Annotated in this window: 18 protein-coding genes; 5 read left to right on the top strand and 13 right to left on the bottom strand. The window is 68.8% G+C overall.

The window, feature by feature from the left end:
* Positions 1–27: 27 nt before the first annotated feature.
* On the top strand, positions 28–1209 hold the full coding sequence (locus tag U0177_RS22615; RefSeq protein WP_409572938.1) for a glycosyltransferase family 4 protein: 1182 nt from the start codon (positions 28–30) through the stop codon (positions 1207–1209).
* A gap of 58 nt (positions 1210–1267) precedes the next feature.
* Positions 1268–2467, top strand: coding sequence for an MFS transporter (locus U0177_RS22610; RefSeq protein ID WP_409572937.1), 1200 nt, complete (start codon positions 1268–1270; stop codon positions 2465–2467).
* 775 nt (positions 2468–3242) lie between these two features.
* On the opposite strand, the gene U0177_RS22605 is transcribed toward U0177_RS22610, so the two are convergent.
* The 3 genes from U0177_RS22605 to U0177_RS22595 all read right to left on the bottom strand — a co-directional run bounded on the left by U0177_RS22605 (position 3243) and on the right by U0177_RS22595 (position 6797).
* On the bottom strand, positions 3243–4643 hold the full coding sequence (locus tag U0177_RS22605; protein ID WP_409572936.1) for a vWA domain-containing protein: 1401 nt from the start codon (positions 4641–4643) through the stop codon (positions 3243–3245).
* Positions 4644–4889: 246 nt separating this feature from the next.
* A complete protein-coding gene (locus U0177_RS22600; RefSeq protein ID WP_409572935.1) occupies positions 4890–5837 on the bottom strand; it encodes an AAA family ATPase in 948 nt (315 codons plus the stop codon).
* Between the two features lie 75 nt (positions 5838–5912).
* Positions 5913–6797 carry a metallophosphoesterase gene (locus tag U0177_RS22595; protein ID WP_409572934.1) on the bottom strand — a complete coding sequence of 295 codons (885 nt, stop codon included), beginning with the start codon at positions 6795–6797 and terminating at the stop codon, positions 5913–5915.
* Between the two features lie 329 nt (positions 6798–7126).
* Here U0177_RS22595 and U0177_RS22590 point away from each other — a divergent pair, with 329 nt between their 5' ends.
* Positions 7127–7771, top strand: a complete 645-nt coding sequence (locus U0177_RS22590; protein ID WP_409572933.1) for a redox-sensing transcriptional repressor Rex — start codon at positions 7127–7129, stop codon at positions 7769–7771.
* Positions 7772–7828: 57 nt separating this feature from the next.
* Here U0177_RS22590 and U0177_RS22585 read toward each other — a convergent pair whose 3' ends face one another.
* On the bottom strand, positions 7829–8608 hold the full coding sequence (locus U0177_RS22585) for a mechanosensitive ion channel family protein (protein WP_409572932.1): 780 nt from the start codon (positions 8606–8608) through the stop codon (positions 7829–7831).
* A gap of 64 nt (positions 8609–8672) precedes the next feature.
* On the opposite strand from U0177_RS22585, the gene U0177_RS22580 reads away from it, so the two are divergent.
* Positions 8673–9719: a nitrilase-related carbon-nitrogen hydrolase gene (locus tag U0177_RS22580; protein ID WP_409572931.1), complete on the top strand. Its 1047-nt coding sequence runs from the start codon at positions 8673–8675 to the stop codon at positions 9717–9719.
* Here the strand turns inward: U0177_RS22580 and U0177_RS22575 are convergent.
* Both U0177_RS22575 and U0177_RS22570 read right to left on the bottom strand, forming a co-directional pair.
* Complete coding sequence (locus U0177_RS22575; protein ID WP_409572930.1) at positions 9716–12292, bottom strand: PEP/pyruvate-binding domain-containing protein; 2577 nt, start codon at positions 12290–12292, stop codon at positions 9716–9718. The two genes, U0177_RS22580 and U0177_RS22575, sit on opposite strands and share 4 nt — an antisense overlap.
* Before the next feature lie 18 nt (positions 12293–12310).
* A complete protein-coding gene (locus U0177_RS22570) occupies positions 12311–13021 on the bottom strand; it encodes a TetR/AcrR family transcriptional regulator (protein ID WP_409572929.1) in 711 nt (236 codons plus the stop codon).
* A gap of 152 nt (positions 13022–13173) precedes the next feature.
* Between U0177_RS22570 and U0177_RS22565 the strand changes: the two genes are divergently transcribed.
* Positions 13174–14817, top strand: a complete 1644-nt coding sequence (locus U0177_RS22565; RefSeq protein WP_409572928.1) for a polymerase — start codon at positions 13174–13176, stop codon at positions 14815–14817.
* Positions 14818–15662: 845 nt separating this feature from the next.
* On the opposite strand, the gene U0177_RS22560 is transcribed toward U0177_RS22565, so the two are convergent.
* From U0177_RS22560 to hoxE, 7 genes are all read right to left on the bottom strand, one after another.
* Positions 15663–18329 (bottom strand): bifunctional acetate--CoA ligase family protein/GNAT family N-acetyltransferase, encoded by a 2667-nt coding sequence (locus U0177_RS22560; protein ID WP_409572927.1) that lies wholly within the window; start codon positions 18327–18329, stop codon positions 15663–15665.
* Positions 18330–18657: 328 nt separating this feature from the next.
* Positions 18658–19104, bottom strand: a complete 447-nt coding sequence (locus U0177_RS22555) for a hydrogenase maturation protease (RefSeq protein WP_409572926.1) — start codon at positions 19102–19104, stop codon at positions 18658–18660.
* Positions 19105–19172: 68 nt separating this feature from the next.
* The gene (locus U0177_RS22550) at positions 19173–20606 is read right to left on the bottom strand and encodes a Ni/Fe hydrogenase subunit alpha (RefSeq protein WP_409572925.1); all 1434 of its coding nucleotides are present in this window, start codon (positions 20604–20606) and stop codon (positions 19173–19175) included.
* A 75-nt stretch (positions 20607–20681) separates the two neighbouring features.
* Positions 20682–21227: an oxidoreductase gene (locus U0177_RS22545; protein WP_409572940.1), complete on the bottom strand. Its 546-nt coding sequence runs from the start codon at positions 21225–21227 to the stop codon at positions 20682–20684.
* A 138-nt stretch (positions 21228–21365) separates the two neighbouring features.
* Positions 21366–22073 (bottom strand): bidirectional hydrogenase complex protein HoxU, encoded by a 708-nt coding sequence (gene hoxU, locus U0177_RS22540; RefSeq protein WP_409572924.1) that lies wholly within the window; start codon positions 22071–22073, stop codon positions 21366–21368.
* A gap of 303 nt (positions 22074–22376) precedes the next feature.
* Entirely contained in the window at positions 22377–24032 is a 1656-nt protein-coding gene (nuoF, locus tag U0177_RS22535) for an NADH-quinone oxidoreductase subunit NuoF (protein WP_409572923.1), read from the bottom strand.
* Positions 24033–24293: 261 nt separating this feature from the next.
* Positions 24294–24839 (bottom strand): bidirectional hydrogenase complex protein HoxE, encoded by a 546-nt coding sequence (hoxE, locus tag U0177_RS22530; protein WP_409572922.1) that lies wholly within the window; start codon positions 24837–24839, stop codon positions 24294–24296.
* Positions 24840–24985: the final 146 nt, after the last annotated feature.

Here is a 24985-nt window from a genome sequence, read left to right as displayed (position 1 = left end):
TCTCTGTGTCTCTGTGGCGGTATTTAGATGACAGACACGCTCACCATCGTCGTACCCTGGTACGGCCGCGACACCGCCGGCGGCGCCGAGACGCAGGCGCGCCAGCTGGCCGAGGCGATTCACGCGCTTGGCGCGCGCGTCGAGGTGTGGGCCAGCGACGGCCGCGACTCGTTTGCGCCGCCGGAGCCCTACTACCCGGCCGGCGCCGACGCGCTCGGCGGCGTGGCCATCCGCCGCTTCCCGATCACGCCGCCGCAGGCCGAGCCACGCCTGCCGCTGGCGGTTGCGCGGCGCGGCCTGGGGCGGTCGCTGCCGCGCTTCGCCGAGCACGAGCTGCGGCTGCTGGCATCGCTGGCCTCGAGCGACGCGCTGCTCGAGGCGGTGGCCGCCGAAGGCGCCGGCCGGCGCTTTCTGTTCGTGCTGTACCCATTCCCCACCAGCTTCTGGGGTGCGCTGCTGGCGGGCGAGCGCGCGCACCTGCTGCCCTGCCTGCACGACGAGCCATACGCGCGCTACGGCACCACGCGCTGGCTGTTCGGCCAGGTTCGCCGCGCGCTCGCCAACAGCCCCGCCGAGCGCGAGCTGGCGCTGCGGCTGTATGGCCTGCCGCCCGAGCGCGTGGTGGTGGCCGGCGAGGGAATCGATCTTGCGGCGGCCGGCGATGGCGCGGCGTTTCGGGCGCGGCGCGGCCTGCACGGCCCGCTGCTGATGTACGCCGGGCGCGGCGGGCTTGCCAAAAACATCCCGCTGCTGCTGGCCTACCTGCGCGAGTACCACGCCCGGCGCGGCACGCCGCTGCGGCTCATTCGCACCGGCCGCGACCCGCTGGAGCTGCCGCCGGCGCTGCGCGAGCTGGTGATCGACCTGGGCGACGTGAGCGCGCAAGAGCGCCACGACGCCTACGCCGCTGCCGATGTGTTTGTGCAGCCCTCGCTGCACGAGAGCTTCTCGATCGTGCTGATGGAGGCCTGGCTCCAAGGCACGCCCGCGCTGGTGCACGCCGGCTGCGCGGTGACGCGCCAGTTCGCCGAGGCCAGCGGCGGCGGCCTGCACTTCCGCGATTTTGGCGAGTTCGCCGCCGCGCTGGACATGCTGCTCGCCAGCGCGGATCTGCGCGCCGAGCTGGGCCGGCGTGGCCGGGCCTTCGTGATCGAGCACTGCCGCTGGGAAGACGTGGCCCGGCGCACCCTGGCGGCCGTGCTGGCATGAAATTGCCGGCGGCTGTGTAATCAGCAAACCTGTAACCTGCTAGCTCCAACGGTGAGAAATGACAGAGTCAACCATCCCTGTGCCCGCCGCGCGCCGGCCCGCCCTGCTGATCGTCGTGCTGGCGTACGCCGGCTTTGTGGCGCTGGGCCTGGCGAATAGCCTCATGGGCGTAGCCTGGCCGTCGATCCGCGGCACGTTTGGCCTGCCGCTCGACGCGCTGGGCGTGCTGCTGATCGGCAACACAATCGGCTATATGCTGGCCAGCGCCGTGAGCGGCCGGCTGCTGGCGCAGCTCGGCGGCGGCGTGATGCTGGCGCTGGGCTGCGGCCTGGCCGCGCTGTCGCTGCTGGCCTCGGGCGCGGCGCCCACCTGGCTGGTGCTGGTGGCGCTCGGCGCGGCCACTGGCCTGAGTGGTGGCACCATCGACGGTGGCCTGAACGCCTACGCCGCCGCGCACTTCAGCCCGCGCTCTATGAACTGGCTGCACGCGTGCTTCGGCATCGGCGCGACACTTGGCCCGGCGATCATGACGGCGGTGCTGGCGGCCCAGCTGAGCTGGCGCGTCGGCTTCGCGATCGTCGGCGCGGCCCAGCTGGCGCTGGCACTGGCGTTCGCGCTTACCCGCCAGATGTGGGCCGACCCGGCGCCCACCGCCGGTGCGCCCGCGCCCGAGCGCGGCGCGCCGCTGATGGCCACGTTGCGCCTGCCGGTGGCCTGGCTTGGCATCGTGCTGTTCTTCGTCTACACCGGCACCGAGGTCGGCGTTGGCAACTGGGTCTACAGCCTGCTCACCGAGGCGCGCCACATCGAGCCAACCCTCGCGGGCGCGTGGGTCAGCCTGTACTGGGCCAGCCTGACGGTCGGGCGGATCCTGTTTGGCCTGGTGGTGAGCCGCATATCGCCGACGGCGCTGCTGCGCGGCAGCATGATCGGCGCGGTGCTGGCGGCGCTGCTGATCTGGCTGAATGCCTCGCCCTGGCTGGCGTTTGGCGGTATCGCGCTGATGGGCATGGCGCTGGCGCCGCAGTTCCCGCTGCTGATCTCGGCCACGCCCGGCTTCATGGGGCAGCGCCACGCCGCCAATGGCGTGGGCTTCGAGGTTGCGGCGGCCAGCCTGGGCGGCGCGGTGCTGCCCAGCGCGATCGGCGTGCTGGCGGCGAACTACGGCCTCGAGGTGCTCGGGCCGTTTCTGCTGGTCGCCGCGCTGCTGATGACCGGCCTGTTCGAGCTGCTGGCGCGGCGCATGCGCGCGGCGTAGGCCGCCCCGGCTTGGCGCGCGCCCAGGCCCGGTGTATAATGCGCCGTGGTGGAAGCCGATGCGCGCGCCGGAACAGCGCCGGCCGCGCAGCCGTCTTCCATGTGTGGCTAGCGACAGCCGCCGCTGGAGCGATCCTCCAGAGGAACTTCCCGACTCCTCGCCCGCCCGCGGGCACACGGCCAGCCGGCAGAGGGGCTTCCCCTTCGCTCGGCGAACCGTGCGCGCAGGCGGAAGGCCACCCCGCGAAACAGCAAGCGGGGGCGCGGCGGCAGCAATGCCGCCGCGACGCAAGCCGGCAACAGAGAGCAGTCCCGCCGATGGCCAATGGCACAGGTAAGGGGTGAAAGGGTGCGGTAAGAGCGCACCAGCGCCGGCAGCAATGCCGGCGGCTAGGCGACTGCGCTGGCCGATGGGGAGCAAGGTGCGTGGGGTGGGCTCATCGTGTGGGAGCCGGGGCGTGCCCCGGCGTTCGCACCACCGCGCTCACTCGCATCGCCGCCGCGACGGCAGAGCGGGTAATGCCCGCCGAGCCAGGAGCGGCCCGCGCCCTCGGCGCGGAGAGAGATGGCGGCCTAAGAACAGAATCGGGGGTACGGTCGCTAGCCACCCCAACCCGCGCTCCTCGCGCCAAAGCAGATCTTGCCCATGCCAATATGAGCGCCGTGCCGTGCGCAGCGCCGGTGGCGCATGCCTCAGGGTGCGCGCGCAGCTGCTGTGCGGCCCTGAGGCATGATCGCAGGGCGCTGCGGCTGGCACAGCGCATGGTCAGCCCACCCTACCGCCGCACAAACAGCGAATCCACCGCGTCGACCAGCTCGCGCAGGTTGCTGACGCGGTGCACCGCGTCGCACAGCGGCACATACGCCAGCATATCGCTGTCGCCGGTGCCCCACTGGCGCGGGTGCTCGGGGTTGAACCACACCAGCTTGCGCGCGCGCCGGCGGATGGCCTCGAAATCGCGCAGGTTCGGGTCGTTGTGGTTGTTGCGCCCGTCGCCCAGAACAATCACCGTGGTGCGCCGGTCGACGGTGCCCAGGTGGTCGCGCGCGAACGTCGCCAGGCTGTTGCCCAGGTCGGTGTTGTAGTAGCCGGGGCGGATGCGCTGCTGCACCGCCTCGATCGCCACGTCGGGCCGCGACTCGTTGAAGTCGTTCGAGATATCGAACAGATCCGACACAAACGCGTACGAGCGCGTGCGGCTCACCTGGTCCTGCAGGGCGTACACCAGCATCAGCATGAACGCGACGATCGGCCGCATCGAGGTCGAAAGATCGCAGATCACCGTGAGCTTGGGCTTGAGGTGCTTCTTCTTGTGGCGCACGTCGAGCGGCACGCCGGCGAAGCGCTGGTTGGCGCGGATGGTGGCCTTGGCATCCAGCTGGCCGCGGTTGCCGCGGCGCTGGCGCAACGCGGCGCGCGAGCGCAGCTGCGCGGCCAGCCGCGTGATCACCGCGCGCATGTCGTCGATCTCCTCGTAGCGCAGCCGGTCGAACGGCCGGTCGAGAAGCTCGTCGATCGGCGGCGGCTGGCGGCGCTCTTCGGCGGCGCGGCGCAGCATATTGGCGCCCACCTCCTGGCCGATCTGCTCGGCCAGCGCCGACTGGTTTTCGCGGGCCTCCTGGGCCAGCTGCTGCAGCGCCTCTTCGCTCACGCCGGCCTCGCGCAGCTTCTCGAGCAGCTCCTGCAGCAGCTCGTCGAGCCGGTCGAACTGCAGCTCGCGCATGGCCCGGCGGGTCATCCACGGCTGGTAGTACGGGTTGGTCATCTGGCCCTGGCTGGTGTACTGGCTCAGCAGCTGCTGGAGCTGCTCGCGGCTCATGTTCTCGCCGCTCATCATGGCCTCGAACAGCTGGCGCAGCTGCTCGGGCGTCATGTTCGCCAGCATCTGCTCGAGCATCTGCGCCAGCTTGTCGCGATCTTCCTGCGACATACCGCCGCCGGGCTGGTTGGGCATGGGCGGCGCGCCGGTGCCGAAGAAGCTCGGGAACAGCTTCTCGAACTCGGGGATGTCGTGGGCCTCTTTCACCAGCGTGGCACGCATGGCCAGCCGGAACAGCTCTTTATCGGCGATGCCGGTGGCCTCGATCGCGCGCAGCGCGTCGGCGCTCTCGGCAACCGAAACGCGCACGCCGGATGCCCGCAGCGCGTCGATAAACTGGATGATTCGGTCGTCCATGGTACTTCTCGATCTTCTGTGTGCGGTTGTTCCGCGCGGAGCGCAGAACAACCGCACACACTACATCGGATAGCTCCGCTCTGCCGAAAGCTGAGCGCGCCAGCAGCGTTTTTCCTCATTCTATGTGTAAGCATTTGTTCGCGCGGAGCGCGAACAAATGCTTACAGAAAAGTATGAGGTACCACGCTGCCGCAGGCAAACACGCTGACTGTGCACGTTCTGTAGCCCAGAGCTCATAACTCAACACTAATTGCTGCGCCCGCGGTCCTCGCGCCCGATCGCCCGGCGCGCCTTGGCCAGGTCGCTCTCGTACTTCAGCAGCACGCTGAGCGTGGTGTCGAGCGTGGCGCGGTCGAGGTGCTTGGCGTTCAGCTCGACCAGCGCGCGCGCCCAGTCGATCGTCTCGGAGACGCTGGGGTGCTTTTTCAGCTCCATGCCGCGCAGGCGCTGCACCAGCTCGACGGCCTGGCTGGCGAGCTTAGGCGACAGGCCCGGCACCTTGAGGTTCACAATCTGCAGCTCCGAGTCGAAGGTCGGGTAGTCGATGTGGATGTACAGGCAGCGGCGCTTGAGCGCCTCGGAAAGCTCGCGGGTATTGTTGGAGGTGAGCAGCACGATCGGCTGGTGCTTGGCCTTGATCGTGCCGATCTCGGGCACGCTCACCTGGAAGTCGCTGAGGATCTCCAGCAGGAACGCCTCGAACTCGGCGTCGGCGCGGTCGATCTCGTCGATCAGCAGCGTCACCGGCTTGTCGCTGGTGATGGCGCGCAGCAGCGGGCGCGGCAGCAGAAAGCGATCGGAGAAGAATACGTCCTCTTCGGCGGCGAGCCGGTCGGCGGCCTCGCCCAGCGTCTTCGAGCCGACCAGCAGGTCGTTCAGCTTGTCGCGCAGCAGCTGGGTGTAGAGCAGCTGCTTGGCGTACTCCCACTCGTACAGCGCCTTGGTTTCGTCGAGGCCTTCGTAGCACTGCAGGCGGATCAGCTCGCGGCCGGTGGCGCCGGCCCACGCCTTCGACAGCTCGGTCTTGCCCACGCCGGCCGGGCCTTCGGCCAGCACCGGCTTGCCGAGCTTCTCGGCCAGGAACATCACCGTGGCGATCTCGTCGGAGGCGATATACTGCTGAGTGCCAAGCGCCTCGCGCACCTCGCCAATAGCGTTAAACACGTTGTGAGCCTTTCTGTTGAAGAATCTCATAAGCATTCACACGACGACAAGATGAGTAGCACAAGCTAAAAGGCTTCCGCAAAAGCGCCGCCTTGCGATCTTGCATCATGGCATCTTGCCGGGATCCGGCTTTCCAAAGACAGTATGTGTCAGCGTACCAGCGATGTCGCCGGTGTCGAGCAACACAGCCTGGAAGCGGCGCGGGCTATGCCCAGGGTTGACGCACCAGGTCGCGCCGATGCGCGCGGCGTAGTGCCCGCTCTCGTCGGGCGACTCGTGAATGTGGCCGTGCAGCGTCAGCGGCGGCTGGTGCTGCTCGACGAAAGCGCGCAGCGCGCGGCTGCCGACGTGCCGCCCGCGCGGCATCTGGTCGAGCGGCGTATCGAAGGGCGGCGTGTGGCACACATAGATCGTGCGCTGTGGGTCGCTCTGCTGCGCCAGGCTGGCCAGATCCTCGGCGATGCTGGGCCGCGCCGCCAGCGCCGCGCGCTCGATCGGCTCGGCCTGGCCGCGCCAGCTGGTGTAGGCCATGCCGAAATCGAACGCCGCCAGATCGGCCGCCCCATCGTCGCGGCACTCGTAGTCTTTGATGCTGAATGGCGTCACCGGCACGCAGGCGTAGCCGGCCAGCCATAGAGTATCGGAAGCATCGCCGGCAGGCAGCTGGTATACGCGCCCGTGCAGCGGAAACGCCAGCCGCTCGCGCTCAAGCTCGCCGAGCGCGGCAATCGCGGCAGCCCAATCGTCGTTGCCGGCCAGCAGGTACACCGCGCAGCCAGGCGCGCGCTCGTGAAACTCGGCCAGCAGCGGCCGGAGCTGCCCGGCGACAAATGCGCGCTGGCGCTCGATCGCCGTGTCGAGGCGGATGGCATGCGGCAGCAGGTCGCCGCCGACGATCAGCGCCCGCGCCGCGCTGGCCCGCGCGTAGTCGCATAGCGCGCGGTAGGCGGCGATGTCGCCGTGCAGATCGGCGGTATATACCAGGCGCATACGAACCTCGGCACGGGGCGGATGCCGATCATTATAGCACGCGCGCGTGGGCTTTGGTGTGATTACATGTAATTGACACGAGAAACGCGGTGTCCTCCCGCGTGGGAGTCTTGGAGGGCGCAAGCCTCCGAACCCCTCTGCCGAAGGCAAAAACGCGCACCGCGCAGGCCCTGTAATTGGCCGAAAGGACACGGTCGTTTTGCTTTTGGTAGATGGAGCTGAACCATTTGTGATAATCTTGACAATGCCTGGCACTTGGTGCTACACTTCACAATACGGTATTTTCCCCGCCGGTATTTGCCCGGCGTCCACAGTGCTCGGAGGCGTGAGTGGATCGCATCGAAACCCCGCCCGATGTGGTTATTCGCAGGCTGCCATTATACGCGCGTAGTTTGCGCTACCTGCTGCAAGAAGATGTGCGCTCAGTATCATCGCAAGAGCTGGGCGAGCGTATCAATGTGACTGCGGCCCAGATTCGCAAGGATCTCTCGTACTTCGGCGAGTTCGGCAAGCAAGGCATCGGCTACGATGTCGAGAAGCTGCTGAACCAGATCGAGCGCATCCTTGGGCTCAACCAGGAATGGCCGGTTGGGCTGGTTGGGATCGGGCACCTGGGCGAGGCAATCGCGCGCTACGAGGGGTTCCGGCGCCAGGGCATCCGCATCGCCGCGCTATTCGACAGCGACCCGACCAAGATCGGCACGGACATCAACGGCCTGACGATCGTCAACGACGAGCAGATCCAGCGCGTGATGCGCGACCAGGGCATCAAGCTGGCGATCATCGCGGTGCCGGCCAGCCGCGCGCAGGAGGTGGCCGACATGCTTGTATCGGCCGGGGTGCGCGCGATCCTCAACTACGCGCCCATGGTCATCCAGGTGCCCGAGAACGTGTGGGTGCGGCATATCGACCCAGTCGCGGTGCTGCATAGCATGACGTACTACCTGGCGCGCGAGGAAGATAAATCCACCTGAGGCAGGCTGAACATACAGGCGGAAAGACAAGGAGACGCGGCATGTCTTCTTGTCTCTTTATTTTTTGGCCTCTGTGTCGATCTGCACCAGCACCGCGTGCAGCGCGGCCACCACGCCGGTGATCACGGTATCGGCGCTGCCGGCGCGCTCGTCGACCCAGAAGCGCACCTCGAGCTGCGCGGCTTTGTCGGCAATGCCGGTGGCCACGATCTCGGGCGCCGGGTTGCCGGCCACGCCCGGCACGCCGCCGAGCGCGCCGAGCAGCGCCGCACGGGCGCGGCCCAGCTCGGCGCCGGGCGGCAGCGCCAGCCCAAGCGCGTGGCGGCGCAGGTCGTAGCGGCTGGTGTTGACGATCGCCGTGCTGTACACGTCGGCATTGGGGATCTGCACCTCGTCGCCGCCGGCAGTCTTCAGCACGGTCGCGCGCAGCTGCACCTGTACGACGCGGCCCTCGAACTCGCCGATCTTCACGTCGTCGCCGACGCGAAACGGCCGCAGCATCAGCAGCAGCATGCCGGCGGCGAACTGCTTGACGATATCTTGCAGCGCGAAGCCGATAATGATCCCGGCGATGCCCAGCCCGGCCACGAAGCTCAGCACCGCGCCGCTCAGGTTCAGCCGATCGAGCACAATCAGCGCGCCGAACGCCACAATGCCGAAGCGCGCGAAGCGGCCGAGCAGGTCGGTGATCTCGGGCGGCGATTGCGTGCGCTCGGCCAGGCGATACACAAAGCCCTGGGCGCGCCGCGCGGCCATGATCGTCAGGAACAGGATCACGGCGATCACAATCAGGTTGGGCAGCAGCTCGCGCGCCCGGTCGTACCATTCAGTCAACAACAGCAGCCTCCTACTTGCGCACTGGCCTGGCCTGAAATAATACCATAAGCATTGGCAGGAGCAGATGGACGACACAAGCGCGATAGCCGGGCTGGCGTTGGGCGCCGACGCCGGCCAGGGCAACCTGCTGGGCATTCAGCCGTGGATGGCGCTGGGCAATTATGCCAGCGCCGATCGCTTCTACGACTGGCTGGCGGGCTACTTCGAGGCTGCGCTGCGGCGCGGCTGGCTGGGGCCGCGCACGGTTGCGGTGCTGCCCGAGTATCTGGGAGCCTGGCTGGTGGCCGCCGGCGAGCCAGCCGCGCTGTTTCGCGCCAGGCGGCTCGAGCAGGCGATGCTGCGGCTGGCGCTGCGCCACCCGCTCATGGTCGCGGCCGGGTTTGCGCGCGCGCCCGCCGCCGATCGCGCGCGCTACGCGCTGTTCCGCGCCAAGGCCGGGCGCATGGCCGCGATCTACAGCCAGGTGTTCGCGGCGCTGGCGCAGCGCTACGGCGCCACGATCGTCGCCGGCTCGATCCTGCTGCCCGCGCCGCGCGTGGTGGCCGGGCGCGTGGCCGGCTGCGCCGGGCCGCTGCAGAATGTGGCGGCGGTGTTCCACCCCAACGGCCTGGCCGACGACCAGCTGGCGCGCAAGCGCTTCCTTACCGCCGCCGAGCAGCCATTTCTCGCGCCGGCCGAGGCCGCGCCGGTGTACGAGACGCCGGCCGGGCGCATGGCGGTGCTGGTGTGCGCCGACGCGTTCTACCCGGCCAGCTATGCCGCGCTGGCCGGGCGGCAGGTGCGGCTGCTGGCGGTGCCGTCGTTTCTCGAGGCCGCCGGGGTATGGCGCGCTCCCTGGCCGGGCTACAACGGCGCCGCCGCGCCCGCCGATGTCGCGCCGCGCGACGTGGGCGCGATCAGCGAGCGGCAAGCCTGGCTGAAGTACGGCATGGCCGGGCGCATCGGCCCGGCCAGCATCCCCTACGGCGTCAACGTGTTCCTGCGCGGCACGATCCTCGACCTCGGCTCGGACGGCGCGACACTGCTGTACCGGCGCGGCGAGCTGGCCGAGGCGCCGGCCGACGGCCCGGCGCTGGCGAATGTGTGGCTCGACAGCGCACCATCCGGCTAGGCCGCCTCAAGCAGCTCGACGACGCCGCGGCCGCCGTCGACGCGCACACGGTCGCCGGTGTGCAGGCGCATGGTGGCGTTGCCGCAGCCCACCACCGCCGGGATGCCCAGCTCGCGCGCGACGATCGCCGCGTGCGACAGCGGCGCGCCCACATCGGTGACGACGGCGGCAGCACGCGGGAACAGCGGCGTCCAGCCGACGTTGGTGACGGTGGTGACGAGGATCTCGCCGGGCTGAAGCTGGGCGCCTTCTTCGGCGGCGGCGAGCACGCGCGCGCGGCCCTCGACCACGCCGGCAGCGCCGGGGAAGCCGCTGATGGCCTGGCGCGGCGGCGCGGCGGCGCCGCGCGCGTCGAACACATCGCCGCGACGCTGCGGGCTGGCGGCCCACGCGAACGGGTCGAAATGGCCGTGGATCAGCACCGGGTAGGGGGGCAGCGCGGCGTAGCGCCGGTAGGCCGCCTGCCGGGCCGGAATATGCGCCACCGCCGCGCGCTCGCCGCCGAGCACCGCCAGGATCTCGTCGATCCGCAGGAAGAAGATATCGTCGCCCAGGCCGCTGAGCGCGCCGGCGCGCTGGGCAAACGCACGCAGCGCCCAGAACGAGCGTACCACCTCGGAGCGGGCGGCCTCGCGCAGCCGAAAGGCTTCGGCAGCGCTGCCGATGCGGCGGCGCATTGCGCGAGCCTTGCCGGGGTAGCGCTGCTCGAAGCGCGCCCACGCGCCCGACTGAGCGCCCTGCTGGCGCGCCAGTAGCTCGTTGGCGCTAAGCGGCGCCGCGCGCAGGCCCGCAAGCTGCGCGTCGATCCAGCCGGGGTCCTCGGCCGGGCGAGGCAGCGACACCTCGAATTCGTGCGGGCCGCGGTGGCCGTACTGCCGCGCGTAGCTCGCGCGGTCGATCTCGCCGCGCGCAAGCTGCGCCAGCCCCACCAGCGGGCCAAGGCTTTCGAGGCGGCTGTTGGAGCTGTGCAAGCCCGAAAGCAGCGCGTTGGCGTCGGCCTCGCCCACCAGCTTGTTCAGCTCGCGCCGCGCCCACACGATCACCGAGCCGTCGGAGCGCGCGCCGGCCGCCAGCATATCGGAGCACTCGCGAAAGAACGGCAGCACCTCGGCGTGCCACAGCGCCACCAGCTCGCCAGGGCTGGCGGCGGCGCCAATGCGGGCGCGTAGCGCCTCGCAGCGCGCCGGCGCGGCTGCCAGAAACTCGGGCAGGCGCCGCTGGTTGGCCCCAATCCGCCGGCGGAAGCGCAGCGCCACCGGCAGCATCACGCGCAGCACCCGCCAGCGCGACACCGCCAGCGGCGGGATGCCGACACCCTCGGGCAGCCGGCCAAGCGCCTGCTCGTTGGCCTCGGCGAAGCGCTTGCCGCTGATGCCAAAGGCCGCGCCCACCGCTGCCAGCACGCTCAGGTTCATGTAGAAGCGGCCGCCGATATTGCCGACAAGCTGGTGCTCGCCGATGTCGGGCACCGGCATGGTGTCGGCGATGAAGATGCGGATGAGCGACCAGGCGCACGGCGTCATGACGTCGGGCACGGCCTCGCCCAGGTTCGTGCTAGTCCACAGGTAGTCGCCGCGCAGGCTGTCGTTCCACTCCTCGGCCGGCTGCGTGGGCGCGCGTACGCCGGTGATCGGGCGGGCCTGAAGGATGAAGAAGCGCCCCTGGCTGAGCGCCCACTCGATGTCCATGGGCTGGCCGTACAGCTGCTCGATGCGCGCGCCCAGGCTGGCCAGCTCGGCGGCCTGCCCAGCGCCGAGCGCCGGCCGCGCGCGCTGCTCGGGCGGCACCGGCTGCTCGCGCGTGCCCTCGCCGGCGAGCACAGTCATTACGTCTTTCGCGCTCACCTGCTGGCTCAGCAGCGCGCCGCTGGCCTTGTCCACCACAAAGGTGTCGGGCGTCACCTGGCCGCCCACCACCGCCTCGCCCAGGCCCCAGGCCGCGTTGATCAGCGCCTGGCCGGCGGCGCCGTCGATCGGGTTGGCGGTGAACAGGATGCCGGCCGCCTCGGCGGGAACCAGCGCCTGCACCACCACCGCCAGGCTCACGTCGGCGTGCGCCACACCCTGGCGGGCGCGGTAGCCGATCGCCCGCGCCGTCCAGAGCGAGGCCCAGCAGCGCTTGATCGCGTCGAGCACCGGCTCGGCGCCGCTGATGTTCAGAAACGTGTCCTGCTGGCCGGCGAACGACATGGTCGGCAGGTCTTCGGCGGTGGCCGACGAGCGCACCGCCACTGGCTGGCCGCCCAGGGCGGCGTAGGCCGCGCGGATCGGATCGGCCACGTCGGCGGGGATGGTGTGCTGCGCGAACAGCGCGGCGATCGACTGCGCCGCCGCCTCGAGCGCGGCCGGGTCGTCGGGGCTGGCGCCGCCCGCCGCTGCCAGCACGCGCTCGCGCAGGCCGTGCGCGCCGACAAAGCGCTCGTAGGCAGCGGTGGCGACATAGAAGCCGGGCGGCACCGGCAGGCCGGCCGAGGCCATGCGCGCCAGCGAGGCGCCTTTGCCGCCAACACGCCCAAGCGTGGCGGCGGGGTCGTCAAATGCGACGACAAAGGTTGTATGCTCCTGATCGGCCATGGCACTGGCTCCTTTTCCTTATGCAATAGCCTGGCGCAGCTGCTCGTGGTTGGCGGCAATGCTGCGATCGAGGTACTGCGCGAACGCCTGGGCGGCGGCCTCGCGCGCGGCTGGGTCGGCGTCGCTGCCCGGCTCGAGCGCGCGGCGGGTGGTTTCGGCCAGCAGCTCGGCCAGCCGATCGTCGGGCAGACGGAACTCGGGCGGCATAAGCGTGGCGACCGTGAAGTAGCCCATAAAGATTGCGCTTACCACGTACACCTGCTCGGCCAGGCTCTGGTCGGCGCGCACCAGGCCGTGCTGGCGCAGAAATTCGAGGTAGGTTTGAAACGCCAGCAGCCGCTCGGCGTAGGCTGCGGTGCTGTGCTGGCCCTGCGCCAGCTTGCCGACGATGTCGATATCGCGCAGCAGCACGGCCTTGAGCAGCGGCCGGGCCATGAGCGCCAGCACCGAGTGCTTGAGCAGCCCCGGCAGCGTGGCGCCGGCCGGGTCGGCGGCGGTGCGCGCGCGCAGATCGGCGGCGAGCGCGGCCTTCTCGCGCAGCATGAGCGCGCCAAACAGCTCCTCGCGCGTGTTCCAGTGCAGGTAGATCGTGCCCTTGGCCACGCCGGCCTGGCGCGCAATGTCGTCGATCGTGGTTTTGTTGTAGCCCCAGCGCAAGATCAGCGCGGCGGCTGCGTCGAGGATGCGCTGCGCCCGCTCGTGGCGCCGGGCCGCGGCTGGCTGTGGCATAGGCGGCTCCTGTGTGCAGGCTCGTAAAAATGACCAAATAAGACTATTTAGTCATTTCCTGCATGCTGGAACTATACCCCCAGGCGGGCCGGCTGTCAAGCCCGGCGTGTGCGCGTTTGACGCGCCGCAGCCGCGCCGCTATACTCTGCGCCGTGAACCGACCGCCACACTCCAAGCCACAACGCCTGGCCGCGCCGCTGGCGCTCGCCGCGCTGCTGTATGCCGCGCTGGCCGGCCTGGTGCTGGCCGACAACGGCTACAATCGCGGGGTGACATTTCAGCCGGACGCGCGGCCGATCGCCTGGGCCGACGTGCCGCAGCTGGGCGTAAACCTGTACGGCATCCAGAACGAGGCCGACCCGGCGAATGTGACGCGCACGCTCGAGCTGGCGCGCGGCCTGGGGGCGCGCTTCGCGCGCATGCAGATGCCGTGGGAGGATGTCGAGATCCACGCGCGCGGCGACTTCGAGGATCGTCGCAACCCGCGCGACGTCAAAAGCGCCTGGCTGAAGTACGACTTCATCTTCGCCGAAGCCGCGCGCCTGGGCATCGCGCCGATCGTGCGGATCGACCGCCCGCCCGAGTGGGCGCGCCAGCGCGCGCTGGCCACGCCCGAGTTCCAGGCGCGCAAGGCCGTCAATGGCGCGGCCAGCGGCCCGCCCGACAGCTACGCCGACTACGCCAATTTCGTCGGGGCGGTGGTGCAGCGCTACCGCGGCCAGGTGCGCTTCATCCAGGTCTGGAACGAGCCGAACCTGGCCGACGAGTGGAACGGCCAGCGCCCCTCGCCGGCCGCGTTTGTGGCGCTGCTCAAGGCCGCCTACGCCAGCGCCAAGGCCGCCGACCCGCAGGTGGCAGTGCTGTTCCCAAGCCTGTCGCCCACCGACGGCCTCGACCGCACCGCGCCCTACACCGACCTCGACTTTCTCGACGAGGTGTACCAGCTCGGCGGCGCGGCGTTCTTCGACATCATGTCGGCGCAGGCGTATGGGCTGGGCCAGCCGCCCGGCGAGCACCGCTACATCCGGCCGCGCACCGACTGGAACTGGCTGCGGCCGATCGACTCGCGCATCGACGTGTCGCGGGTGGTGCTGCTGCGCGAGGTGATGGAGCAGCACGGCGACGCCGCAAAGGCGATCTGGATCAGCGAGTTCGGCTACGTGACCGACTCGCCGAACGTGCCGGCCGAGAAGCGCTTCACCTGGGGGCCACCGGTGACCGAGCAGCAAAAGGCCGAGTACACCGTCGGCCAGCTTGAGCGCGCGCGCCGCGAGTGGCCGTGGGTCGGGGTGATGAACGTGTGGTTTCTGCGCTGGGGTGGCGAGCCGCCCGACCCGCGCGACCCGACGCAGAATTTCGCGATCGTGACGCGCGATTTCGCCACCACGCCGACCTACGAGGCGTTGAAGGCGTACGCGGCGCGCGGCGCGGTGGCCGGGCCGGGCGCGCACGCCTGGGGGCATCCGGCGGTGCAGGCCGGGCAAGGCGCGAATGCGTGGGCGCTGCGCTTCGAGGGCACGTCGCTGGCACTGGTGGGCCTGCCCGGCCCGGCCGAGTTCACGATCGACGGCGGCGCGCAGGCCCGGCGCAACCCCGATGTCGAGGGCGGCCCGGCGGTGCTGGCCAGTGGCCTGAGCGACGGCGAGCACACCCTGGCGATCCGCGTCGAGAACGGCCCGCCGCGCGCGTTTGTGGTGGCGCGCGACCAGCCGCTGGGCTGGCTGTGGGCGCTGGTGCCGGCGCTGCTGCTGGCCGCGCTGGCTGCGGCGGGCGCACGCATCGCGCGGAGGCTATAAATATCGGTAGGGACGGCAACATGCCGCTCCTACGCCTATTCCGCCTCAATAATGCCCGGCCGCCATATAGTATGGCGTCCCTGGCCTATCAACGCCAAACCTTGTGAAAAGTAGCACGATGAGAATCTCGTATAATGACAGCGTGATCAGCACTACTCGTAGAGGGCAGGGCTGGAGCAACGTCTTTCGACCACTCCCCCTACCCCCTCCCCTGTCAGTGGAGGGGTGACACATCTGGCTGTGTGGTGCGGTCGCTGCCGCGACCGCACCGCACAACCAACAATAATCCCCCTCTCCCGCATGCGGGAGAGAAGGGGTGAGGGCCGATTTGCACCAGCCCTGTCGTAGAGGCTATGACTATATACGCGGTAGAATTTCAGGCCAGGATTAAGGATGATGGGAGCATTGATATTCCTGCAGCCTACCGTCCACAGATGCATGGCACGGTTCGTGTCATAATTCTGACGGACGCCCCTCCTGCAAAGCAGTCGATCATTCACGAGCTGCTCAATCATTGTAAGCACGCAAGTCATCAACGAAGTGTGCGTAAACCTGCTCAAATCCGTGTACGATAACCAATACGATATCTTATGCAGTTGCGCTGTTCGGCTTCCCGAAGCCGCGCATATTGCCTGCGGCAGCCGGTACTTTTTGATCATCGTGTGTGCGGTTTTTCCGCGCGGAGCGCGGAAAAGCCGCACACCTCTACGGAATGAGGTACCGCTCTGCCGAAGGCTGAGCTCGCCAACTGCGTAAGTCATAATTAGTTTGCGCTGCTCTGTCCGGCGAAGCCGGGCAGAGCAGCGCAAAAAGAACGCGAGCAAATTGACGCAATAGGAGGCGCGCTACAGATCGAACTCGACCTTGGTAGGGTCGCCGAGCGAGCGGCGGAAGCGAAAGCCGAGCTTCTGGAACACCCGCTGCATATCGCGGTTCTCGGGCAGCACATCGGCGATGATCCGGTCGAGATTTTCGTCGCGGCCGATCTCGATCAGGCGGCGCAGCAGTTCGGTGCCGAGCCCCTGGCTCTGGAACGTATCGCTCACCACCGCGGCGAACTCGCCGTCGTTGCTGGTGGGCGCCTTCAGCAGGTTGCCGATGCCAATGATCGAGCGCCGCCCGGTCTCGGCGTCGGTATGCACGGCCACCAGCACCATCGCGCGGTCGTAGTCGATGAAGCAGATCCGCGACAGCCGCTCGTGGGCGATGCGCTGGTCGAGCGACATTGGGTAAAAGTAGCGCAGGTACACGCTTTGCTCCGAGAGCGTGCCGTGGAACTCGACGATCAGCGGCTCGTCCTCGGGGCGGATCGGGCGGATCAGCACCGGCGTGCCGTCGTGCAGCGCCCAGGGCTTGACATACTGCGAGGGGTAGGGCCGGATGGCGGTGCGCGGCAGGCGCGCCTCGGTCATATCGGCGTCGTGCAGCACCACGCGCGCGTCGAGCGCGATCATGCGCTCGGCCGACACCAGCAGCGGGTTGATCTCGATCTCTTTGATCCAGCGCTGCTCGATCACCAGCTGGCTGAACAGCACCAGCAGCTGCTCGAGCCCGGCCATATCGATCGGCGGGCGGCCGCGCACGCCCAGCAGCGCGCGGAACACGCGCGTCTGCTCGATCATGCGGCGCGCCAGCGTGGTGGTAAGCGGCGGCAGCGCCAGCGCGTGGTCGCGGATCACCTCGACCATCTGGCCGCCCGCGCCGAACAGCAGCACCGGGCCGAACTGCTCGTCGAGGCTGCTGCCGACGATCAGCTCGTAGCCGTCGTCGGCGATCATTGGCTGCACCGACACGCCCTCAAAGTGCTCGGGGCCGGCGTAGGCGATCACCGACTCGCGGATCGCGCGGTAGGCCCGCCGCACCGAGGCGCTGTTGTCGAGGTGCAGCTTCACGCCGCCGACATCGCTCTTGTGCGCGATCGTGCTCGAAAGCAGCTTCAGCACCACCGGGAAGCCCAGCTCGCGCGCGATCGCCACCGCCTGCGCCTCGCTGGTGGCCACGCGCGACTCGGCGGTGAGGATGCCGTAGGCCGCCAGCAGCTGCTTCGACTCGACCTCGGTGAGCAGGGTGCGGCCCGAGGCGCGCGCCGCCAGAATGCGCTGCTCGACCTCGGCGCGCTGGGCCGAGACGATCTCGGAGGCCTCGGGGAGTATCGGCGTCTCGTACAAGCTGCGCAGGTTGTAGCTATAGCGCCACATGTAGTGAAACATGCGCGCGGCAGTGTCGGCGTAGGGGAAGGTTGGGATGTTGCCGCGATTCAGCAGCGACTCGCCCTCGCTCGTCGAGGCGCCGCCCATCCAGCTTGCCAGCACCGGCTTGCTGCCGCGCGGCAGCGCCGCGATCTGCTTGGCCGTAGCCGATGGGTCGGTCACCGCCTGGGGCGCAAGGATCACCAGCAGGCCATCGCTGGTCGGGTCGTTGATCGCCAACTCGACGGCGCGGGTGTAGCGATCCGGGCTGGCATTGCCGACGATATCAATCGGGTTGCCGTGGCTCCAGTGGTAGGGCAAGAGCTTGTCGAGCGCGGCGACTGTGTCGGGCGCCAGCGGCGCAAGCTCGCCGCCATTGGCCAGCAGCTCGTCGGCGGCCAGCACGCCCGGCCCGCCGGCATTCGTGACGATCGCCAGGCGCGGGCCGGCCGGGCGCGGCTGCTTCGCCAGCACCTCGGCCATATTAAACAGGTCGGCGATCGAGTTCACACGCACCGCGCCGCAGCGCCGCAGCGCGGCGTGCAGCACCTCGTCGCTGCCGATCAGCGAGCCGGTATGCGCGGCGGCGGCGTGGGCCGCGGCTGCGGTGCGCCCGCCCTTCAGCACGATGATCGGCTTGCTCAGCGCCACCTCGCGCGCCGCCGAGATAAACGCGCGCGCGTCGCCGATCGACTCGATGTACAGCAGGATGCTCTTGGTGTACGGGTCGTTGCCCAGGAAATCGATCAGGTCGCCCCAGCCGACGTCGATCATCGAGCCGACCGAGACGAATGCGCTGAAGCCAAAATGCTCGCGAATGCTCCAGTCGAGGATCGACGCGCCGAGCGCGCCGCTCTGGCTGATAAACGCCACGCTGCCGGGCAGCGCCACGCCATTCGCCAGCGTGGCGTTGAGCCCGCTGGTGGGGCGCATCACGCCGAGGCAGTTGGGCCCGATCAGCCGCAGGTTGCCGCGCCGGGCCTGCTCTATCACGCGCTGCTCGAGCTCCAGGCCGTCTGGCCCGGTCTCGCGGAAGCCGGCCGAGATAATCAGCGCGGCGCTCACGCCGGTGTCGACGCACTCGGCGATGATGTCGGGAACGGTTGGCGCTGGCGTGATCACCACCGCCAGGTCGATTGGCTCGGGCAGCGCGGCCAGGCTGGGGTATGATTTGATCCCCAGCACGCTCGAGCGCTTGGCGTTGACGGGGTAGACAGTGCCGCCAAATGGGCTGCTTACCAGGTTCCAGAGCACAGTGCGCCCGACGCTGCCGGGCGTCTCCGAGGCGCCGATCACCGCAATCGCCTTGGGCGAGAAAAACATATTTACCGGCCGCGGGCGCCGAGTGTGACGCTCGATGGAACCAGGATGCGGGGCATCGATAATCGAAGTGTCCACGGCATGCTCCTCAATAACAGGGCTTATGCACTTGGTTGGTGGTACGAATGTTGGCTGCGGCGGGATGCCCGCGTAGCCTGTACGACGTACGCAGCTGGCAGGCTCTGCCTTCGTCAGAGCGGTACCCGGCTCTGTAAAGGTGTGCGGTTTTTCCATGCGGAGCGCGGAAAACCGCACACACAACGATGGCAACTGCGTAAGTCCTAGCCTTATTATACGAGATGGGGTTACAGTGGGGTAGCGCTGGAGCTGATCAATCTGGTGCGATAAGCGTGCGAATCATGCGCAACGCCTGCGCGACACCGCGCCGGGTGCGCGGCGAGAGCCGTGCGCCGATCGCGAATTGGCTGGCCGGCACTGCGATCTGCCAGGCTGGCGGGCAGGCGCCATAGGCCGCAGCGGCCAGCGCCAGCAGCGCGCCGGGGCCGCCGGTGTGGCCCAGCGCCGATGGCGGCGCCGGCGCCAGCTGCGTCAGGCGCAGCGTGGCATCGCCCGCGCTGGCGTCGATGAACAGCGCCAGCCGGGCATGCGCCAGCGGCGCGGCAAGCTCGGGCGCCAGCTGCTGCGCGGCGATCGCATGCACGCCCGGCGCGCGCCAGCGGGCCACCGCCGCAGCCACGCGCGGCCCAGCCGCGTCGTCGCCGCGCAGCGCGTTGCCGTAGCCGATCACGACGATCGAAGACGAACGACCAACCGCCAAAGGAGTGCGCCCCGGCGCCTTTGCTCGTCGGTCGTTGGTCGTCCGTTTGGCCGCCCGTCTGGATCTGCTCATCGCGCCGCCTCGTCGAGCACCGCGCCATCCTGCCCGAGCAGCGTCACCGTCAGCGGCATCGTGCCCAGCGCGTGCGTCGAGCAGCTCAGGCACGGGTCGAACGCGCGAATGCCGGCCTCGACGCGGTTCAGCAGCCCTTCGCTCACGCGCGGGCCGCTCAAATAGTAGCGCGCGATCTGCGCGACCGTGCGGTTCAGCGCCAGGTTGTTCTGGCCAGTGGCGATCAGCAGGTTCACGCGCCGGATCAGCCCATCGCGATCGACCTGGTAGTGGTGGAACAGCGTGCCGCGCGGCGCCTCGCTGGCGCCAACGCCCTCAAGCTGGTTGATGCCCGCGTCGGCGCGCAGCCGCCCGGCCTCGGCGCCGGGCGCGATGTCGGGGTCGTCGAGCAGCAGCTCGATCCGCTCGATTGCCGCGATGATCTCGATCAGCCGCGCGTAGTGGTAGAAGAACGACGATGTGACCATGCCGTGGCCGTGCTGGCGAAACTCGCGCAGCTCGGCGTCGGCCAGCGGCGTGCCGATCCGCGCGCAGATATTCAGGCGCGCCAGCGGGCCTACGCGGTAGCTGCCGTCGGGGTAGCCCATCGGCCGGTAGAACGGAAACTTGAGGTACGACCACGGCTCCACCGCCTCGCCGATATAGTCGTGGTAGCGCGCCGGGTCGAGCCGGTCGGCGATGACATTGCCGGCGCTGTCGGCGAAGCGGATGGCGCCGTCGTAGTGCTCCCAGCTGCCGTCGGGCGCGACCATGCCCATGAACAGGCTTGGGAAGTTGCCGAAGATCTGCGCCTCTTCGCGGAACTGATCGAGCAGCCGCTTGAAGCGCCCCAGCGCGCCGATCGCGATGCTGCGCACCTCGGGCAGCCAGGCGCGAATGCGCGCGTAGCCCTCGCGGCCGAGCGGCGCGCGCACGCCGCCGGGCACCGCCCATGCCGGGTGGATCTTCTGGCCGCCCAGCGCCTCGATGATCTCCTGGCCAAACTGGCGCAGCCGGATGCCGCCGCGCGCCAGCTCGGGCTCGGCGGCTATCAGGCCAAACACATTCCGCCGCGCCGGGTCGCTCTCGATCCCCAGCAGCAAGTCGGGCGCGCTCAGGTGGAAGAAGCTCAGCGCGTGCGACTGCACGATCTGGCCCAGGTTCATCAGCCGGCGCAGCTTCTCGGCCGCCGGCGGCACGATCACTGCCAGGATGCGGTCGCCGGCCTTTGCCGACGCCAGCAGGTGGCTCACCGGGCAGATCCCGCAGATCCGCGCGGTGATGCCGGCCATCTCCCATAGCGGGCGGCCCTCGCAGAACTTCTCGAAGCCACGGAACTCGGCCACGTGGAAGCGCGCCTCGCTCACCTGGCCGTCGTCGTCGAGCAGAATGCTGACTTTCGCGTGGCCTTCGATGCGCGTTACCGGGTCGATGATAATATGCTGCGCCATGGTGTTTGTCTTTCAGCTGTACGGCCTGCGCGGCCGGCGTTTTTTGCCCTCGGCGGCGCGGTGCTTTTCCTGCGTCTACCCGAACTTGAGCTGATCGCGCCCGGCCAGGCGCACCGGCTCGCCCGCCAGCAGCTGCTCGAGCGCGGCGCGGATGCGCGCGGCCGGCGGCGGGCAGCCCGGCAGGTATACGTCGACCGGCACCACCGCGTGCACGGGCCGCACCTGGCCGAGCAGCGCCGGCACAATACCTGCAGCGTCGGGCGGCTGGCCGTGCGCGTCGGCGCGCTCGGCGTAGATCAGCCGCACGAGCGCCTCGGGCGCGCCCAGCGGGTTGCGCAGCGCCGTCGCATTGCCGCTGATCGCGCAGTCGCCGAAGCTGATCAACAGCTTTGTCCGAGCGCGCACCAGGCCGATCATGCGCAGGTGGTCGTCGTTCGCCACCGCGCCCTCCACCAGCGCGACATCGACATCGCGCGGGTACACTTTGGCGTCGACAAGCGGGCTATAGACGACTTCGACGCGCGCGGCAAGGTCGATCAGCCACTCGTCGGTGTCCAGAAACGACATATGGCAGCCCGAGCACCCGCTGAGCCAGATCGTCGCGAGCTTGAGCTTGGTGATCATCGCTTTCTCCCTCGGAAACCAGAGGTTTCGCCTGCCTTGGTAGCCAAGCGCAGAGCGTGTGACGTGCGGCGTGGCCCCGGGCGCATGAGCACGGCCAAGTGTGCTCATGCGCGCTGCAATAGCCTCTCGTGCTGCCTACCAGCGCTCGCCGCGCGCCGCCACAATCGCCGCGATCCGCGCTGCCTCGTGCTCCATCTCGGCCACGGTCGCGCCGCGCCGGAAGATCGCGCCGGTCGGGCAGGCCATCATGCACTTGCCGCAGGCGGTGCAGCTGCTCGCGCTGCCCCAGGGCTGGTTCAGGTCGGTGATCACACGCGCGCTCGCGCCGCGCCCTGCGACATCCCAGGTGTGCACGCCCTCCACTTCGTCGCACACGCGCACGCAGCGCGCGCACAGCACGCAGCGGTTGTGGTCGAGCCCGAAGCGTGGGTGCGTGATGTCGACGGCGCATACCGGGAAGGCATACTCGTAGCGCACGTGGTCCATGCCCACCTCGATCGCCAGGTTCTGCAGCTCGCAGTGACCGTTGGCAACGCACACCGCGCACACGTGGTTGCGCTCGGCGAACAAAAGCTCGACAATCATGCGCCGGTATTCGCGTAGGCGCGCGCTGCTGGTGCTGACGACCATGCCCTCGGCCACGTTGGTGACACACGCCGGCTGGAGTTTGGGCGATCCGGCGACTTCCACCAGGCACAGCCGGCAGGCGCCCAGCTCCGATACGCCCTCGAGGTGGCAGAGGGTCGGGATGCCGATGCCAGCGTCGCGCGCGGCCTCAAGCACGCTCTGCGCCTCGTCGGCGCTCACCAGGCGGTCGTCGATTGTGAGTGTTTTGACAGCCATAGTGCTTGCCTCGCAGTCCTGTGCAGCACGGTACTTTCCTTATTCGCTTGATTACGTACACTTTAGTGGGGGTTTGGGGGCGGCGAAGCCGCCCCCAAATTTCTTAGCACTTACCCAGTTGGCGCCCTTAGCCTTCGGCAGAGCGGTACTTTCGTTTTGGACGTGTCCAGGTTCCGCGCGCAGCGCGGAACCTGGACACAGAAGATCAACGAGTACTATGCTGCCGCAGGCTCAATCTCCTGCCTTTAGGAAGCCGAATCACGCAAGTGTTGTAATCCCTAAAGTGATCAAGCGAAGAGCGTATTAGGCGTCGGCGGCAGGCCCAGCCTGCCCCTCCGCCTGCTGATCCGTCACCTCTGGCGCGTGTTTCAGCAGCGCCTCGTACTCCTCGGGGAAGTAGCGCAGCGTGCTGAGCACCGGGTTCGGTGCGGCCTGGCCGAGCCCGCACAGGCTGGTGGCGCGTACCATCTCGCACAGCTCGCGTAGGCGCTCGACGTCGGCCGCGCTGGCCTCGCCCGCGCGAATGCGCGTGAGCAGGCGGTGCAGCTGCGCCGTGCCGACGCGGCAGGGCACGCACTTGCCGCACGACTCGTCGCGGCAGAATTCCATGAAGAACTGCGCCACCTCGACCATGCTGGTGGCCTGGTCCATCACAATCATGCCGCCCGAGCCCATGATCGAGCCTACCTGCGCCAGCGACTCGTAGTCGACCGGCGTGTCGAACAGCGCCGCCGGGATGCACCCGCCCGAGGGCCCGCCGGTCTGCACCGCTTTGATCTGGCCGCCGTCGGGCGCGCCGCCGCCTAGCTCTTCCACAATCGTGCGCAGCGCGATGCCCATGGGCACTTCGATCAGGCCGGTGTTGCGGATCTTGCCGGCCAGCGCGAACACTTTTGTGCCCTTGCTCTTCGCGGTGCCGATGTTGGCGAACCACTCGGCGCCATTGCGCACGATCGGCGTGATATTCGCGAACGTCTCGACATTATTAATCAGTGTCGGGCAGCCCCACAGCCCGCGCTCGGCCGGGTAGGGCGGGCGCGGGCGCGGCGTGCCGCGGCGGCCCTCGATCGAGGCGATCAGCGCCGTCTCTTCGCCGCACACAAACGCGCCCGCGCCAATGCGGATGTCGACGCGGAAGTCGAAGCCCGACTCGAAGATCTGGCTGCCCAGCAGGCCATGCTTGCGCGCCTGGCGGATGGCGATCTCCAGCCGGCGGATGGCCAGCGGGTACTCGCCGCGCACATACGCATAGCCCTGGCTGGCGCCTACGGCGTAGGCGGCGATCGCCATGCCCTCGAGCACGCGGTGCGGGTCGCTTTCGAGCACGCTGCGGTCCATAAACGCGCCGGGGTCGCCTTCGTCGCCATTGCACACCACGAACTTGCGCTCGCCGCGCGCTTTTGCCACGGTGGCCCACTTCAGGCCGGTGGGGTAGCCGGCGCCGCCGCGCCCGCGCAGCCCGCTGCGCGTGATCAGATCGATCACGTCGCTGGGGCGCATGTCGTGCAGCACGTGGTGCAGCGCCGCGTAGCCGCCGGCCGCGATATACGCCTCGACCCGCTCGGGGTCGATCTGGCCGCTGTTCTCGAGCACGACCGGCCGCTGGCGCGTGAAAAACGGCTGCCCCAGGTCGCAGGCAGCCGGCAGCGCGGCGGTGGGTGCGCGCTCGCCAAGGCTGGCGACAATCGCCGGCGCATGGGCCGGCGCCACCGGCCCATACAGCGCCGCCGCCGGGTCGGCGCGTACCAGTGGCCCCTGGCTGCACAGGCGCATGCAGCCCACGCCGCACACCTCGACTTGGTCGGCAAGTCCGGCGGCGGCAACCTCGGCCGCCAGGCGATCTTTCACGGCCTGGGCATCGGCCGAGAGGCAGCCGGCCGCCACGCAGCAGCTGATCTGCATGGGCCGGCGCGCCTTGCGCTCGTGCTCGGCGATCTCATGTAGCTCGGCGAGATCCATAGCTGCCTCGCATCCTGCTTCCAGGCAGGGTAGGTTAACCACAGAGACACAGAGGACACAGAGGCGAGGATGTATTCATATTCCAAAATCTCAGAGTCTGTTTGAAAAGCCTGTGTACCACCAAGGCACCAAGGCACCAAGCGGTAGATAACGCTGAGAAAGCACCAACACGGCATACACGATCTTGGTTTACACGATCTTGGTGTCTTGGTGGTTATGTCTCAAACAATTTCTCAGCGCTCAGTGCCTCTGTGGTGCAGATCAGGTGTTGCGCGGCGGGCCGGGCGTTGCAAGCGCCGCGCGCACGCGCGCCACCAGCGCCTCGACCGTCTGGTGGCCGGCCACGGCGCCGTCGAACACCGCCGCCGGCGCGATGCCGCACGCCCCCAGGCAGCGCGCGGTGATCAGCGAGAGCTGGTTGTCGGCTGTGGTGGCGCCGGCTTTGATGCCGGCCGCGTGCTCGACGGCTGCGAGCAGCGAGGCAGCGCCCTTGACGTAGCAGGCGGTGCCGAGGCACACCACGCAGGTATGCTGGCCCTGCGGCGCGAGCGAGAAGAAGTGGTAAAAGGTGGCTACGCCATAGACGCGACTTGGCGGCAGCTTGAGGCTGTGCGCGACATACAGCAGCAGGTCGTCGGAAAGGTAGCCGAACAGCTCCTGAGCTTTGTGCAGCACCTCGATCAGCGCGTCGGGCTGGTACTGCAGGCGCTTCATGGTGGCTTCGAGCAGCTTGAAGCGGTTGTCGCCGCTCGGGTGCGGCGCGCTGGCTGGCGCGGCGGTGGAAGTGTCGGCGTCGACACGGCTCATGGCGGTACTTTTCTACTCAGGGCGCGAGCGGCGTCGCGCTGTCTCGCTTGCAGGCGAGGGCAGTGCGCAGCCCCACAGCTGCCGTAGACATACTACCTGCTCATGATCCCAGCTATAATACCAAATTCGCTTGATTACCTACCCTT

Source organism: Kouleothrix sp., from assembly GCF_046328425.1.
In the GTDB taxonomy this organism is placed as follows: Bacteria; Chloroflexota; Chloroflexia; order Chloroflexales; family Roseiflexaceae; genus Kouleothrix.
This window is presented reverse-complemented; position numbering and strand designations above follow the sequence as displayed.